This is a genomic window from Streptosporangium sp. NPDC050284, assembly GCF_044459525.1.
Lineage (GTDB): Bacteria > Actinomycetota > Actinomycetes > Streptosporangiales > Streptosporangiaceae > Streptosporangium.
On record NZ_JBITIZ010000004.1, the window covers coordinates 46131 to 61853 of the forward strand.

15 protein-coding genes are annotated in these 15723 nt (G+C 71.2%); 12 read left to right on the plus strand and 3 right to left on the minus strand.

Annotation, left to right across the window (positions count from 1 at the left end):
- Positions 1-13: 13 nt before the first annotated feature.
- The 10 genes from ACIBH4_RS10955 to ACIBH4_RS11000 all read left to right on the plus strand — a co-directional run bounded on the left by ACIBH4_RS10955 (position 14) and on the right by ACIBH4_RS11000 (position 12071).
- Complete coding sequence (locus ACIBH4_RS10955; RefSeq protein ID WP_362516151.1) at positions 14-1603, plus strand: gamma-glutamyltransferase; 1590 nt, start codon at positions 14-16, stop codon at positions 1601-1603.
- A gap of 63 nt (positions 1604-1666) precedes the next feature.
- Entirely contained in the window at positions 1667-2482 is an 816-nt protein-coding gene (locus tag ACIBH4_RS10960; RefSeq protein WP_362516149.1) for an SDR family oxidoreductase, read from the plus strand.
- The gene (locus ACIBH4_RS10965) at positions 2479-3219 is read left to right on the plus strand and encodes an ABC transporter ATP-binding protein (protein ID WP_350948408.1); all 741 of its coding nucleotides are present in this window, start codon (positions 2479-2481) and stop codon (positions 3217-3219) included. Before ACIBH4_RS10960 ends, ACIBH4_RS10965 begins: the two co-directional genes overlap by 4 nt.
- A complete protein-coding gene (locus ACIBH4_RS10970) occupies positions 3216-3947 on the plus strand; it encodes an ABC transporter ATP-binding protein (protein ID WP_362516146.1) in 732 nt (243 codons plus the stop codon). Before ACIBH4_RS10965 ends, ACIBH4_RS10970 begins: the two co-directional genes overlap by 4 nt.
- Positions 3934-4809, plus strand: a complete 876-nt coding sequence (locus ACIBH4_RS10975) for a branched-chain amino acid ABC transporter permease (protein ID WP_362516143.1) — start codon at positions 3934-3936, stop codon at positions 4807-4809. The genes ACIBH4_RS10970 and ACIBH4_RS10975 overlap by 14 nt, the downstream gene beginning before the upstream one ends.
- A gap of 5 nt (positions 4810-4814) precedes the next feature.
- Positions 4815-5813, plus strand: a complete 999-nt coding sequence (locus ACIBH4_RS10980) for a branched-chain amino acid ABC transporter permease (protein ID WP_362516255.1) — start codon at positions 4815-4817, stop codon at positions 5811-5813.
- Entirely contained in the window at positions 5810-7135 is a 1326-nt protein-coding gene (locus ACIBH4_RS10985) for an ArgE/DapE family deacylase (RefSeq protein ID WP_362516141.1), read from the plus strand. The genes ACIBH4_RS10980 and ACIBH4_RS10985 overlap by 4 nt, the downstream gene beginning before the upstream one ends.
- Positions 7136-7261: 126 nt before the next feature.
- Positions 7262-8200 (plus strand): MurR/RpiR family transcriptional regulator, encoded by a 939-nt coding sequence (locus ACIBH4_RS10990; protein ID WP_362516138.1) that lies wholly within the window; start codon positions 7262-7264, stop codon positions 8198-8200.
- A gap of 549 nt (positions 8201-8749) precedes the next feature.
- Entirely contained in the window at positions 8750-10354 is a 1605-nt protein-coding gene (locus ACIBH4_RS10995) for a M4 family metallopeptidase (RefSeq protein ID WP_362516136.1), read from the plus strand.
- A gap of 265 nt (positions 10355-10619) precedes the next feature.
- Positions 10620-12071 carry an MFS transporter gene (locus ACIBH4_RS11000; protein ID WP_362766742.1) on the plus strand — a complete coding sequence of 484 codons (1452 nt, stop codon included), beginning with the start codon at positions 10620-10622 and terminating at the stop codon, positions 12069-12071.
- A gap of 86 nt (positions 12072-12157) precedes the next feature.
- Here the strand turns inward: ACIBH4_RS11000 and ACIBH4_RS11005 are convergent, their stop codons facing one another.
- Both ACIBH4_RS11005 and ACIBH4_RS11010 read right to left on the minus strand, forming a co-directional pair.
- The gene (locus ACIBH4_RS11005) at positions 12158-13249 is read right to left on the minus strand and encodes a hypothetical protein (RefSeq protein WP_362516131.1); all 1092 of its coding nucleotides are present in this window, start codon (positions 13247-13249) and stop codon (positions 12158-12160) included.
- A 48-nt stretch (positions 13250-13297) separates the two neighbouring features.
- Complete coding sequence (locus tag ACIBH4_RS11010) at positions 13298-14542, minus strand: transposase (protein WP_362766745.1); 1245 nt, start codon at positions 14540-14542, stop codon at positions 13298-13300.
- A 31-nt stretch (positions 14543-14573) separates the two neighbouring features.
- Between ACIBH4_RS11010 and ACIBH4_RS11015 the strand changes: the two genes are divergently transcribed.
- Both ACIBH4_RS11015 and ACIBH4_RS11020 read left to right on the plus strand, forming a co-directional pair.
- A complete protein-coding gene (locus tag ACIBH4_RS11015; RefSeq protein WP_362766748.1) occupies positions 14574-15071 on the plus strand; it encodes an ATP-binding protein in 498 nt (165 codons plus the stop codon).
- A 21-nt stretch (positions 15072-15092) separates the two neighbouring features.
- Positions 15093-15242, plus strand: coding sequence for a hypothetical protein (locus ACIBH4_RS11020; protein ID WP_362516125.1), 150 nt, complete (start codon positions 15093-15095; stop codon positions 15240-15242).
- A 16-nt stretch (positions 15243-15258) separates the two neighbouring features.
- On the opposite strand, the gene ACIBH4_RS11025 is transcribed toward ACIBH4_RS11020, so the two are convergent.
- On the minus strand, positions 15259-15543 hold the full coding sequence (locus tag ACIBH4_RS11025; protein ID WP_362516122.1) for a DUF1540 domain-containing protein: 285 nt from the start codon (positions 15541-15543) through the stop codon (positions 15259-15261).
- Positions 15544-15723 lie beyond the last annotated feature (180 nt).

Consider the following 15723-nt stretch of genomic DNA (forward strand, 5'->3'; position numbering starts at 1 on the left):
GGGAGCCGGCGGGATGGTCACCGCGCCCGACCCGAGGGCGGCGCGCGCGGGGGCGTCGATGCTGCGCGCCGGCGGCAGCGCCGTGGACGCGGCGGTCGCCACCGCCTTCGCCACCGGAGTGGTCGAGCCCTACATGAGCGGGCTCGGCGGCGGCGCGTGGCTGGTGGTGCGCGAGCCGGGCGCCCCGGCCGCGACCGTCGTGTGCGGCCCGATCCGAGCCCCGGGCCTGGCTCACCCGCGGATGTTCCCGCTGACGTCCTCCGCGACCGGCACCGGCCTGTACAACTGGCCGGCCGTGCGCGACGACGCGAACATCGTCGGCCCGCTGTCGGTGGGCGTCCCCGGAGCGGTCGCCGCACTGTGCCGGGCGCACGCCAGGTTCGGCCGCCTGCCGCTGGCCCAGGTGCTCGCCCCGGCGATCGAACTGGCCGAGGCCGGACACGAGACCAACTGGTTCGCCTCCTCGGCGATCTGCGCCGAGGCCCGGACGCTGCGGGCCTTCCCCTCCTCCGCGGAGCTCTTCCTGCCCGACGGCCTGCCGCTGCGCGGCCCGTCCCAGGGCCCGGGCGACACGCTCGTCCAACCCCGGCTGGCCCGGGTGCTCCGTGAGATCGGCGCCGGCGGCCCCGACGCGTTCTACCTGGGCCGGGCCGCCCGCGCGATCGCCACGACGGTCACCGAGGCCGGCGGGCTGCTGTCTGAGGAGGACTTCGCCGGGTACACCGTCGACGAGTCCGAGGTCCTTCCCGTCGAGATCGGCCCGATACGGCTGTACGGCCCGCACGCCACCGGGGTGATCTCGGTGATCGAGGCGCTGCAACTGGTCGAGGCCGCCCGGCGGCGCGGGCTGGATCCGGGGGCCCGGCTGTGGGCACGGGTGCTGTCCCACGCGTTCGAGGACCGGCTGCGCGAGGTCACCACCTCCTGGGAGAGTCCCGCGCCATGGGCCCGGCTCGCCTCCCCCGAGTACGCCGACGAGACGGTGGCCCGCTGGATCGCGGGCCGAAACCACCCACCCGCGCCTCCCGGCGGCTCCGCCAGGGCGGGATGCACCTCGCACATGTCGGCGGTCGACGACCAGGGCATGACGGTCTCGCTCACCCAGACGGTGCTCGACCTGTTCGGCTCCCGCATGGTGGAGCCGGAGACCGGCATCGTGCTGAACGACGGAATGATGTACTTCGACCCCCGTCCCGGCCGGGTGACCAGCGTCGCTCCGGGCACGGCCGGGCTCAGCGCGGTCAGCCCCGTCGTACTGACCGGGCCCGGGGAGGCCGAGGCGACGCTCGGCGCCTCGGGCGGGCGGCGGATCATCTCCGCCGTCGCCCAGATCGCCGCCCGCTGGCGTGACGGCGCGGACCTCCAGGAGGCGATCTCGGCGCCGAGGATTCACGCCGAGGGCGACCGCGTCTGGCTGGACCCGCGCGACGCGGGGGCCTCGGCCGACCTCTCCGCCGCGGGGTTCGACGTCCTCGTCGTCGCCGAGGAGCCCACCACCTGGCACTTCGCCCGGCCCAACGGCATCGCGCGGCGCGGCGGCGGGGCGTGGTCCCCCGGCGTCGACCGGATGAAGCCGTACGGGGTGGGTCTGCCCGGCGAATGAGACAGGCCGGCCGAGCCGGCCCACCAACACCACGAGTACCAGCGGATTGAGGGAGATATCGCGATGGCGAGCACTCTGACCGGGCGACGCGCCCTGGTCACAGGCGCGGCGGGCGGGATCGGCGCGGCCATCGCGCACCGCCTGCGCGCGGAGGGGGCGCGGGTCATGATCGCAGACGTCGACGTGGAACGCGGCACGCGTACCGCCGCGGAGCTGCCGGGGGACGGTCCCGCGTGTGTGTTCCAGGAGGCGGACGTGTCCGACGAGGGCAGCGTCGAGGCGCTGTTCACGCGGGTCTCGGACGAGTTCGGCGGCCTGGACATCCTGGTCAACAACGCCGGCATCGCCGAGAGCGGCGGCGGCGTCACCGGTGTACCGGTCTCCGAGTGGCGAAGGGTGATGGACGTCAACGTCACCGGGACGTTCCTGTGTGCCAGGGCGGCGTTCCCGCTGCTGGCCGCGAGCGGTACGGGCGCCATGGTCAACCTGTCGTCCATCTTCGGGGTCACCGGCCTGCCTGCCTTCCCCGCCTACTCCGCGGCCAAGGGCGCCATCGCCAACCTCACCCGGCAGCTCGCCGTCGAGGGCGGCCCGCTGGGAATCCGGGTCAACGCCGTGCTGCCCGGCTACGTCGACAACGACATGGGCGACTCGCGGAGCCTGCTCGACGCCGAGGCGGCCGCGGAGTCCCTGCGGCAGCGCGAGGCGGCGGCGGCCCGCCAGCCGGCCGGGCGGCAGTGCTCACCGGACGAGATCGCCGCGGCGGTCGCCTTCCTTCTCGCCCCGGACGCCTCGTTCGTCAACGGCGTGCTGCTGCCGGTCGACGGCGGTTTCCTCGCCCAGGGTGACTGGCGCGGGCCGGGGCAGGCCGCGTCGTGAACGCCCAGGTCATCCTCGCCGCGCACGAGGTCGGCAAGTCGTTCGGCAGCCTGCGGGCCGTCGACGGCGTCTCGATGTCGGTGAGACGCGACGAGGTCTTCGGTCTGGCCGGCCCCAACGGTGCGGGCAAGAGCACGTTGTTCAACCTGCTCACCGGCATCCCGATCCGCCCCGACTCCGGAAAGGTGATCTTCGACGGCCACGAGATCCAGAACCGCTCGCCGCGCTGGATCGCCAAGGCCGGCCTCAAGCGCACCTTCCAGACCGAGGCCGTCTTCGAGTCGCTGAGCGTGCTGGAGAACGTCCGTATCGGCTCGGCGTACGGCGGCGCGGGCAAGGCCAGGCGCTGGGCCCCTGCCCGGTGCCGGGAGGCGCTGGACGCGGTGGAACTCGGCGGCGACCCGAACCGTCCGGCCGACGGACTCTCGCTGATCGACCGCAAACGCCTGATGATCGCCGGCGCGCTGGTCAGCGGCCCCTCCGTACTGCTGCTCGACGAGCCCGCGGCAGGCCTCGACCCGGCCGACCAGGACGCGCTGATCCGGTTGCTGGCCGGTGTGCGCGGCACGGGCGTCACCATGGTGATCATCGAGCACGTGCTTTCCGTGCTGGAGGCGCTCGCCGACCGGATGGCGGTCCTCGACAGCGGCCGGATCATCGTGACCGGCAGGCCCGCCGAGGTGCTGTCCGACCCGAGGGTCGTCGAAGCCTACCTGGGACCGGGGGCCGCGCGATGAGCGATCTGCTGACCGTGGAGAACCTCACCGCCGGCTACGGCCAGGCGAAGGTGTTGCGCGGCATCTCGCTGCGCGTCGGAGAGAACGAGGCGGTCGGGCTGCTGGGGCCGAACGGCCACGGCAAGACCACACTGCTGCGCTGCGTCTCCAACCTGCACCGGGCCGCCTCCGGCACGATCGCCTTCGCCGGACGCGACACCAGGGGCGAGTCCCCCGGCAGCCTGGTCAGGCGCGGGCTCGTCCACGTGCCACAGGGCTCGCGGTTGTTCCCGCAACTCACCGTGGAGGAGGCACTGCGGCTCTCCGCGTCCTCCAGCGGGCACTCCTCGACCTGGCGGGACGGGATCGACCAGGTCTTCTCGGTCTTTCCCAAGCTCAAGGAACGGCGCCGGCAACTCACCGGCACGCTCAGCGGCGGGGAGCGCCAGATGGCCAGCCTCGGCATGGGCCTGATGGCCCGGCCCACGCTGCTGATCCTCGACGAGCCCACGCTGGGCCTGTCACCGAAGGTCAAGCACGAACTGAGCGAGTGCATCGTGCGGGTCCGGGCCGAGGTCTCGTCGGTCGTCCTGATCGACGGCGACATGGACCTGGTGCTCGACCTGACCGACCGCTACCACGTCGTCCTGCACGGCGACGTGGTGGACAGCGGCGCCTCGGACGGCAGCCGCAGCCGCGACGAGATGATGTCGCTCTTCCTGGGAGGGACCGCCGATGGACGGCATTAGTGTCATCGTGACGAGCACGCTCGTCCTCGGCGGCCTCTACATGCTCATGGCGGCGGGGCTGACGCTGATCTGGTCCACGCTGCGGGTCTTCAACTTCGGGCACGGCGCGCTGATGATGTTCGGCGCCTACCTGACCTGGACGCTGCTGGACTCAACCGGGCTACCGGTCGCGGTGGCGCTGCTCGGCGCCGTGGCGGCGATGGCGCTGATCGGAGTGGCCTACGAGTTCCTGCTGGTCAGCCCGTTCATCCGGCGGCCGGGAGGCGACATGCTGGTGATGGTCGCCACGCTGGCGGCCACGATGCTGCTGCAGAGCGGCGCCCAGCTGATCTGGGGACCGGAGATCAAGCAGCTCCCGCCGTTCGGCGGCGCGCGCGTCGAGGTCGCCGGGGCGGTCGCCCAGGGCAGCCAGCTCGTCACGATCCTGCTCGCCCCCCTGCTGGTGGGCCTGCTCGCCCTGGTGCTCAAACGCACCGGCATCGGGCTGACCGTACGGGCGCTGGAACAGAACCGCGAGCACGCCCAGCTGCTCGGCATCGCACCGCGCCGGGTCTACGTCTTCGTGGTCGTGGTCGCGATCGGCCTGGCCACCGTGGCCGGGGCGCTGCTCGGCAGCATGCAGTTCATCTCCCCGGGCATGGGCGGCGACCCGCTGCTGCGGGCCTTCGTGGTGCTCGCCTTCGGCGGGGCCGGCAGCCTGGCGGGCACCATCGCCGGCGCGTACGCCATCGGCCTGCTCGAGGCCGTCACCACCTACTACTTCGGGCTCTCCTGGAGCCCGGTCCTGGTCTTCCTCGCGATGATCGTGATCATGCTGGTCAAACCCGAGGGACTGCTGCGGACCAAGGTGAGGAGCGCGTGAACGCCATGACCAACCTGCGCTCCTGGGCCGGCTGGCCGGTCTACGCGGCGGTCCTGGTGGCCCTGCCTCTGGTCTTCACCGACCCGCACTCCCGGCTGCTGCTCATCCTCTTCACGATGTACGGCGTGCTCGCCATGAGCTGGAACCTCACCCTCGGTTTCGCCGGCATCTTCAACTTCGCCCAGATCGGGTTCTTCGGCATCGGCGCCTACACCACGGGCATCCTGGCCACCCGCACCGGCATCGACCCGTGGCTGGCCCTGCCGATCTCGGGGGTGTCGGCCCTGCTGGCCTCGCTGGTGGCGTTCCTGCCGGTGCTGCGGCTGCGCGGCATCTACGTGGGCCTGGCCACGTACGTCTTCTCCCAGCTCTGCATCTACCTGGTGCTCGGGCAGGCGGGTCTGACCGGTGGATCCAACGGCATCGTCGGCATCCCCCGGCTCAGCCTGGGCGACGTCAGCCTGCGGGCCGACGGCCGGATCGGCTACTACTTCCTCGGCGCCGCGCTGTTGTTCGCGGTCACCGTGCTGGTCCGGGTACTGACCCGCTCGACCCTGGGCATGTCGCTGCTGGCACTGCGCGACAACGAGGCGCTCGCCACCAGCCGGGGCGTCTCCCGGGTGCGCCAGCACCTGATCGTCTTCATGATCGGCGCGGCCGTGGCCGGGGTGGCGGGCAGCTTCAACGCCTTCCTCAACGGCGTGGTCAGCACCGACGTCTTCGGCTTCGGCTACCTGACCCTGCTGCTCAGCATGATCTTCCTGGGCGGCAGCGGCAGCGTCTACGGGCCGATCGCCGGTGCCGTGGTCGTCACCCTCGTCTCCGACGTGCTGCAGGACGCCGGGGCCTGGCGCGACATGGCGATCGCCATGCTGATCCTCGTGGTGCTCTGGATCGCCCCCAAGGGCCTGGCCGGCATCACGAACTCCGTCCTCACCTCGCTCCGGCGGCCCCCTACCCCCGCTCAGGAACCACTTCCCACCACCTCGAAGGAGACCGCATGACCGCCGAACACGACGTGACCCGCCGGGTGCTGGAGCAGGTCGACCTGCTCGCCGAGCGGATGGTCTCCAGCCTGGCCGACGCGATCGCCATCCCCAGCGTGAACCCGCGTTACCCCGGCCAGGAGTACGACAAGATCGTCGGCGCGGAGGGCGATGTGAGCGCGCTGCTCGGCGACCTGTACGCCGAGGCCGGGGCCGAGGTCACGAAGGTCACCGTGGAGCGGGGCCGCGACAACGCCTGCGGCGTCGTCTCCGGCGCCGGTGGTGGCCGGTCGCTGCTGCTCAACGGGCACGTCGACGTGGTGCCGCCGGGCCGCCTGGACCGGTGGCGCGGCGACCCGTTCCGCGCCCAGGTCACCGACGACGCGGTGATCGGGCGCGGCGCGACGGACATGAAGGGCGGTCTGGTCGCCGCGGCCTACGCGGCCCTCGCGCTGCGCGGGGCCGGCGTGCGCCTCGCCGGTGACCTGGTCCTGCAGGGCGTCGTCGGCGAGGAGGTCGGCGACCACGAGGCGGGCACCACCGCGGTGCTGGAGGCCGGGTTCGGCGCGGACGCGGCCATCGTCTGCGAGCCGTCCGGACAGGCCGGCACCCTGCCCGCGTCGGTGCCGGTGACGCCGGGCCTGCTCTGGTTCAGCGTCTCCCTGGAGGGCAAGACCGCGCACTCCGGGCTGCGAGGCATGACCGTGCACCCGACGCTGGAGGGCGACGCGCTCGGCGTCAACACCGTCGACAAGTTCTGGGTGGTCTACCAGGCGTTGCGCGCCCTGGAGGACGACTGGGCCCGGCACAACCGGCACCCGCTCTTCCCGCCCGGCTACTTCAACCTGCTGCCCGGTGTGCTGCGGGCCAACCCCTCGGGCATCCTGGTGCCCTTCTTCCTCGCCGACGAGCTGGTCGTGGAGTACTGCGTCTACCACCACCCCGACCGGTCCAACGAGGAGGTCATGGCCGAGATCGAGTCCCGGGTGCTGGACGCCTGCCGCACCGACCCGTGGCTGCGCGAGCACCCGCCGGTGTTCGAGTGGAAGCTGCTCTGGCCGCCGTACTCGCTGCCCGACGACGCCCCGTTGAGCGCGGCACTGGTCGGCGCGCACACCACGGCGACCGGCGGGCAACCGCCGCTCACCACCGGCTTCATGGGTGTGTGCGACCTGACCTGGATGGACCGCAAGGGCATCGGCGGCCTGGTGTACGGCCCCGGCGTCGGGTACACCGCGCACGCGGAGAACGAGTACGTGGAGATCGCCCAGCTGGTGCAGTCGGCGAAGACCTACGCGCTGACCGCGATCGACTGGTGCGGGCTCGCGGATGAGCGGTGAGCGGTAGCCGGCCCCGGACGGTCGGTGCGCGATCCGAGAGCGACGTTCTCATTTCGCACGGTTCGTGGCATGATCCCTACCTGCCGACGTGCCGCGCGAGCCGGCGGCCGTTTCGGAGGAGGCATCATGTCCGGCACCCCTGAGCCGCGCACCGTCGCGGCCCAGCTCCGCGATGTGCTGCCCAAGCTGCCCCGCGCGGAGCAGCGGGTCGCCCGTACCCTGCTCGCCGGCTACCCGACCGCCGGCCTGGAGCCGCTGGCGACGGTCGCGAGCCAGGCCCAGACCAGTCCGGCCACCGTGCTGCGGCTGGCCTACCGGCTGGGTTTCGAGGGCTATCCGGAGTTGCAGCAGGCGCTCAAGCGTGAGACCCAGCAGCGCTACTCCTCTCCCCTGGCCCAGTACGGCAGCGCCGAGGAGGACACCGGCAGGGTGCTGAGCCGGTCCCGCCGGGTGCTGCTGGACGCCACCGCCATGACCTTCGACCAGCTTCCCGAGGGGGAGCTGGTCAAGGCCGCGGAACTGCTGGCCGACCCCGGCCGCCGCATCTCGGCGGCCGGGGGGCGGTTCAGCACCATCCTGGCCCAGTACCTCATCGCCCACCTGCACCAGTTGCGGCCCAACGCGACCTACATCACCGGGTCCACCGCCGACCACGCCGCCCACCTGCTCGACATGGGCCGCCGCGACGTGCTGGTGCTCTTCGACTACCGGCGCTACCAGCGCGAGACGATCGCCTTCGCCCGCGCCGCGGCGGCGCGCAACGTGAAGATCGTGTTGCTGACCGACCCGTGGCTGTCGCCCGCCGCCGCGGTGGCGGACGTCGTGCTGCCCGCCCAGGTCCGCTCGCCCTCGCCGTTCGACTCGCTGACCCCGGCGGTGGCGCTGCTCGAAACGCTGGTCGCCGCCGTGGTCGAGCAGCTCGGCGAGGCGGGCAGGAGCCGGGTGGCCGAGTACGACCAGATGGCCGACGACGTGCTGCGCGAGGGTGACGGGCCGCTGCCTCCGGCCGAGCCCGGCACCGGGCCACCCCGCAGGACCCGGACGTCCGCGGAAACCCCGTCCTGACGGCGCCCGTCCTGATGGCGCCCCTTCCGACGGCGCCCCTCCCGACGGTGCCCCGTACGCGTTGACCGGCGGGTCCTGCGTGACTCTTCACGATCCCACCACCGACCGCGCGATCGGAGCCGTGGAGGCCCTCGCCGCCACCTCGACGGTCCCGCATCCGCGCCGAACGTGGTGTCGGGGTGGCGATTCGCGCCAACACCTCGGTGTGGGCCTCTGTGATTTCCTCGCTCACCGGAGCCTGCCCACCAGGACATCCCCGTACCGAAACGATCGGTTCCGCCGTGAGTGATCTTCGATCAACCTGACGAAAAACAGCCGTACACCAGGGCAATCAACCCCAGGAACCTCCAAAGCACGGTGCCCTTTCCCGCACCGGCGAGCCGCGGCGACACGGGCTCTTCGGCATGGATAACCGCCCATATCACGACGTTATGGGACTTTGCGAGGTATTCAGCCGCCCGTCTCGATGCCACCTTAAGGGAGCCCGGACTTCTTAGGGCTCCTTGCATCCCTCCTACCCCCCAAGGGACATCGAGAGGAATCACCCGCGTGAATCCGAAGGTCAAGCTTGGCGCCGTGGCCGTACTGGTCGTCGCCGCCATGACCACCCCCACGGCGGTGAACGCCGCCACCCCGGCGGACGCCGCCGCAGCCCGCACCGTGTCCGCCGACCCGCCGGTGTACGCGCCGCCGGACGCGGAGGCGCGCAACCGCGCGGTCACCACCGCCAACGCGACCCTCGCCGCCAGGTCGGAAGCCGTCCTCAAGGGACAGAACGAGAGGTTCACCCTCACCAGGAACATCGCCGGCGCGTACGGCCTGCAGTACCTGACCTACGCGCGCACCTACCGCGGACTTCCGGTCTACGGCGGTGAGGTGATCGTCTCCACCGACAGGGCCGGAGAGCTCGTCGGATCCGTGAGCTCGGGCCAGCAGTCCAGGATCACGATCGACGTCACAAGCAAGGTGGACGCCGCCACGGCGACCGCCACCGCCCGCGCGCAGCTGCCCGTCGTGGAGAGCGTGGCCGCGCCCAAGCTGCTCGTGCACGCCACCACCACGACGCCCAGACTGGCCTGGGAGGTGGTCGTCAGCGGCGCCACCGCCGAGGCTCCGAGCGTCCTGCACGTCTTCGTGGACGCCCTCGACGGATCGGTCTTCGACTCCTACGACGACGTGCACGCCGGAACCGGCAACAGCTACTACAACGGCAACCCGGTGACCATCCAGACCTCGGGCTCGGGCAGCTCGTACTCGATGACCGACACCACCAGGCCCGGCCTGCGCTGCGGCGGCCAGAACGGTTCGGCCTACACCGGGACCGACGACTCCTGGGGCAACGGCTCGGGCACCAACCTGGAGACCGCCTGCGTCGACGCGTTGTACGCGGCCCAGACGGAATGGAACATGCTCAGCAGCTGGCTGGGCCGCAACGGGTTCACCGGCTCGGGCGGCGCCTTCCCGGCCCGGGTCGGCCTGAGCGCCGTCAACGCCTACTGGAACGGCAGCTACACCAGCTTCGGGCGCAACTCGGCGAACACCAGGCAGGCCACCCCGATGGACGTGGTCGGCCACGAGTACGGTCACGGCATCTTCCAGTACTCCGGCGGCAGCGGGGGCAGCGGCAACGAGGCCGGCGGCCTGAACGAGTCGACCGGTGACATCTTCGGCGCGCTGACCGAGCACTACGCCAACCAGCCCGCCTCCCTCGACCCGCCGGACTACCTGGTGGGCGAGGAGGTCAACCTGACCGGCTCGGGCGAGATCCGCAACATGTACAACCCCTCCGCCAAGGGACACCCGAACTGCTACAGCTCCTCCATCCCCTCCACCGCGGTTCACGCGGCGGCAGGCCCGCAGAACCACTGGTTCTACCTGCTCGCCGAGGGCACCAACCCGGTGGGCAAGCCGGCCAGCTCCGTCTGCTCGGGTCCGACGACCCTGACGGGCATCGGCATCCAGAAGGCCGGCCGGATCTTCCAGGCCGGGCTGAACACCAAGACCTCCCCGTGGACGCACGCCAAGGCACGCCTCGCCACCGTGGCAGCCGCCAAGTCGCTCTACCCCGGCGGCTGCACCGAGGTGAACGCGGTCAAGGCCGCCTGGACCGCGATCAACGTCCCGGCCACGAGCAGTGAGGTGTCGTGTCCCTGACATGAGGAGCTCCCCGCGCCGACGGTGACCCCCGGCCTTCGCAGACCCGGAAACCACCCCGGCGCGAGGACTTCCCCCCGGCCCTCGCAGGCACGACCTGCGAGGGCCGGATCACGCTCCGGGGCGCGAACCATGATTGGAAAGGCTACAAAGGGTACATACGCCCTGCTGAAAGCTGGAAAGCTCGACCGAAGACGGGGAACGGGGCGGTCATGACGATCCTCAAGCGATCACGGGCCGGAACGCCGCTCCCCCACACGACCGGATGAGCACCGGCCCCGACAGGACGACGTCCCCCCGGCATCGCGAGGGAGCCGATCCGCGCCGCTGGAAGGCGCTCACCGTCTGCCTCGTCGCCGGTTTCATGACCCTGCTGGACGTCAGCATCGTCAACGTGGCGCTGCCCTCCATCCGTACCGGGCTGGAGGCCCCGCAGAGCACCCTGCAGTGGGTGGTCTCCGGGTACGCGCTCACCTTCGGGCTGGTGCTGGTCCCCGCCGGGCGGTTCGGCGACACACACGGCCGACGCAACGCGTTCGTCTTCGGCGTCGTGCTGTTCACCGCGGCGAGCGCGGCGGCCGGGCTCGCCCAGAACCCGACCTTGCTGGTCATCGCGAGACTCGTGCAGGGGATCGCGGGCGGAGTGATCAATCCGCAGGTCAGCGGGCTGATCCAGCAGCTCTTCCGGGGAGCGGAGCGAGGCAGGGCGTTCGGGATGCTGGGCACCGTCATCGGCATCTCGACCGCGATCGGCCCGCTGCTCGGCGGGGTGCTCATCAACCTCGGCGGCTACACCGACGGCTGGCGCCTCGTCTTCTACGTCAACGTGCCGATCGGCGTCCTGGCCGTCGTCCTGGCCTACCGCTACATCGGGCCCGCCGCCAAGGAGTCTCGCCCCCGGCAGACCATGGACCCGGTGGGCGTGCTGCTGCTCGCCGCCTGTGTCCTGCTGGTGCTCCTGCCACTCGTCGAAGTTCAGGAGTGGGACGCCTCGGCCAGGTGGCCGGCCCTGCTCGCCGGGCTTGCCCTGCTCGCGGCCTTCGTGGCCTGGGAGCGCCGGTACGGGCGGCACCACCAGCCGGTCGTCGACCTGTCCCTGTTCCGAAGGCGCTCGTACGCGCTCGGCGCCCTGCTCGGGGCGCTCTACTTCGCGGGCTTCACCGCCATCTTCTTCATCCTCACCCTGTACCTGCAGAACGGCCTGGGCTACTCGGCCCTGGAGGCGGGACTTGCGACCACGCCGTTCGCGGCAGGGTCGGCCGTGACCTCCCTGTTCGGCGGCAGGTTCGTCACCCGGCTCGGCCGCCCGCTGGTGGTGGCCGGACTCGTGACGGTCGCGGTCTCCCTCGCCGTCACCGCGCTCGCGGTGGAACTCGTCCCCGGCACCCAAGTGGCCTGGGCCACCGCGGTCCCGCTGCTCCTCGCCGGCCTGGGCAGCGGCCTGGTGATCTCCCCGAACCAGACACTGACCCTGTCGGAGGTGCCGGTCTCCGAGGCGGGCACGGCCGGGGGCGTGCTCCAGACGGGGCAGCGCATCGGCGCCGCCGTCGGCATCGCGGCGATCGGCTCGGTGTTCCTCTCCGAGGTCGCCTCCTCGGGCGGCGAGTATGCGACGGCGTTCCGGCACTCGCTGCTGGTCACCATCGCCTTCGTGCTGGTCGCGCTGGTCGTGGCCGTCACCGACGTGATCGCCTCCCGCCGCCTCTCCCGGACCTGAGCCCCGCCACCGAGAACTCACGGCTCCCCAAGCAGGATGCGAAACGATTCGCCACCCATGAATGACACTCCCGAGCTCGCGCCTGGTCAGGCGGCCAGCTCGCTGTTCAGGTGATCACGGAACTCGCGAACCATCACACTGTCCCCGTACGGCTCAAGCTGTCCGGCGAACTGGCGGGCAAGCTCCACCGTGCGGGCGGAGGTCAGCGTCTTGGTCGCCGGGATCGCGGCTCGGGCGAAGTCCAGAGCCTGCTCCAACTCCCCCATGCCGAGGTATGCCTCGGCGGCATGCAGCTGATTGAACTGGGCGGAGCGAGGAAGGCGTGCGCTGAACTCGGCCACGACCTCCTCCGCACAGACCGCCGCCCGCCGGTGCTCACCCAGCAGACTCCAGCAGCGCCCGGCCTGGGCCGTCAACTCCACCGCCTCGAACCTGCCGACCCATGTCGGATCGCGGTCGGTCGCTCCTTGAGCGTGAGCACGCTCGGCCTCGGTGATCAGTCGTTCGACCTGCTTGGCAGTGTGCCGGTCCTGGGTCTCGGACGGTCTGGCCTGCACGGCCATCGCCCTAGCCTCACCGGCCAGCACCAATGCCATGACACGCGGAGGCGCCTGCGCCCGGCTGGCCGTGTCGACGGCGGCTCGGGCCAGCCACACGGCCCAGGCCCCCTGCTCCAGATGGATCGCCTGGCGGGTCAGCGTCGCCAGCACCCAGGCGCCGGTCAGCGGGTCGTCAGCGTTCTTGGCCAGCCTCAGCGCCTGGCCGAAGTGCTGCTGGGCCTGGCCGTGCCGGTTCAGGTCGAAGGCCGTCCAGCCTGCCAGCCAGGTCATCCCGGCCGCCGCCGTCATCAGCTCGGAACCCACCCGCTCGTCGTAGCGGCCCCGCAGCAGCGGCGCCACCGTCTCGTGCAGGTATTTGACCACCACCGGGCGCACCAGCCCGGCCCCGAACCGCTGGTCTATCTGGCCGAACGCCTTCTGCGCCTCGACGATCCGCGCCACGTCGGCGAGACCCACATCTCGCCCCTCGTCCTGCCGGGCGGCCGATGCGGCCGGAGTGCCGTAGTTCCAGGAGACCAGCCACTCGCCCAGGGCACCGGGCACGAACGGCAGCGAGGCCAGTAGGTGACGCCGGGACGGGTCCATCTCCAACCTCCACAGAAGCGCGGCCGACTTCACGTTGACGCGCTCCCCGGTCTGAAGGCCGGGGGTTCAGTCCGTGCCGCGTCATGCGGCACCTCTGTGGCTTCCTGCTTCATCGGTGTCTGCCGCCGCGAGCGGTGGTCTTACGTCACCTCCACAGGCGTTTAACGTCTCCGCCTCCCGCCGCGTTTCAGCGATGGGTTTCCGTCCAGCGGCGACGGTTCGTTGGCCTTCGGTGAGGATGTTGCGTGCGGCGTTGACGTCGCGGTCATGGGTCACGCCGCAGGGGCAGGCCCATTCCCGCACGTTCAGCGGCATCGACTCTTGCCGGCTGCCGCACTGCGAGCACGTCTTCGAGGACGGGAACCAGCGGTCGATCTTGGCGAAGGTGCGGCCGTACCGTTTCGCCTTGTACTCCAGCATCCCGACGAAGGCCGACCAGCCCGCGTCATAGACGCTCTTGGCCAGCCGGGTGCGGGCCAGGCCGTTCACCGACAGGTCCTCCACGTAGATCGCTTGGTTGTCGCGGATCAACTGGGTGGAGAGCTTGTGGGCGAAGTCCCGGCGCGCATCGGTCACCCGGGCGTGTGCGCGGGCGACCTTGACGACGGCCTTGCTGCGGTTGTTCGACCCCTTCGCCGTGCGGCCGAGGGCCTTTTGCGCCTTGCGGAGTTTCTTGGCCGCGCGGCGCAGGAATCGTGGGTTGTCGATCTTCCGGCCGTCGGAGGTGACCGCGAAGTGGGTGAGCCCCAGGTCGACGCCGACCTCGGCCGCGACCCCGGCGAGCGGTTCCTCGGACGCCTCCACGACGAAACTCGCGAAGTACCGGCCCGCCGCGTCCTTGATCACCGTGACGCTGGACGGCTCCGACGGCAGGGGTCGCGACCAGCGCACCGGCACGTCGCCGATCTTCGGCAGGCGGAGTTTCCCGCCCGCGGTGATGGCGAACCGGGCGTTGCGGGTGAAGCGGATCGCCTGGCGGTTGTCTTTTCGGGACCGGAACCGGGGCGGGCCGATCTTCGGCCCCTGACGCTTACCGGTGATCGAGGCGAAGAAGTTGCGGTAGGCGGTGTTCAGGTCGGCCAGCGCCTGCTGCAGCACCACCGCCGACACCTCGCCCAGCCACGATCGTTGCGGCGCGTGCTTCGCCTCGGTGATGACCCGCTTGGACAGGTCGGCATCGGAGATGTACGGCAGGCCCGCCCGGTGGGCGTCGGTGCGAGCGCGCAGCCCGTCGTTGAACACCACCCGCGCGCACCCGAACGCCCGCGCCAGCGCCTGGCACTGAGCGGCGTCCGGATAGAGCCGGTACCGGTAACGAAGCTGCACGGCACCGATGGTTCCATGACCGAACGCATGTGTGTTCGAGAACTCCGCGACCAGTTGGGGCCCCGGATCGACGTCCGTGATGGGAGGCGGCGGCGTTCGCGTACTGATCAAGATCCTTCAGCCGGGCTCGGCCTCACGTCGCGCCCGCGCCGTGCTCCGGGAGGTGCTCCGGGAGGCCGGTCTGGACGACGAGGCCGTCTCCGACGCGGAGACCATCGTGGCGGAGCTGGCCGCCAACGCGGAGAGACACGCCCGTCCCCCGTACGAGCTGCGCGTTCTCAGCCTGGGCGGCGTCCCCACCTGGTGCGAGGTCGTCGACGGCGACCCCGACCTCCACGAGGTCCGCATCATCCTCGGCCTTCTGGACTCGGTGGAGGAGATCGGCCTGCCTCTGCTCACCGAGAACGGCCGCGGCCTGCTCCTGGCCCACCGGCTCTCCCAGGGGCGGTGCCACGTCCACCCCGCCACGACCCACACCACCGGCACCCCCGGCAAGGCCGTCGTCTTCGCCCTGCCCACCCAACGTTAATCTTGCCTTGCGATCCGTCACATGAGCCTGGGTGAGATCCGGTCGGCGGGCAACCGTACCCAGCGCAAGGTCGAGCTCGGCGTGACGATGGACAACGTGTCGGGTGGCGCCCTCTACGACGAGGTGCGTCTCATCACCGCACGGCTCGGCCCGGTCCTGCCGTCGTCCTGATCCGGGCCGCCCGATGTCAGGCGGGGGCGTAGGTGAGGCAGTCGATGTCCTGCTGCGCGTAGCCGACGACGATGCCGGAGGCCTGGCACTCGTACTGGATGTTGTGCTGGCAGTCGGCCATCTTGCAGGCGCCGACGCGGCCGGTGCGGGCCGGGTCGCCCCCCTTCGAAGGGACCTTGAAGAAGGTCTCGCACTCCGCGTGGCTGCTGTTGCCGACCGTGATGGCGAGGGCGTGGCAGCTGTGCGCGGTGTTGTACGCGCACGCCTCGACCTGGCACTCGTTGACCGCGGGCATCTCCATGGCTGAACTCTCCTTGCTCGGGCCGCTCCCAGGCTCGACGAGCCGTCGCCCAGTGATGTGTCGGCGTCACCCGTGGCGGCACCGGCGTGTCCCCCGGTCAGCGTCCGGGACGTCGGCCCGCCTCGCGCCGCGCCATGTCACGGCTGCCGATGCTCACGGCAGGACATGGCGCGGCCCGTG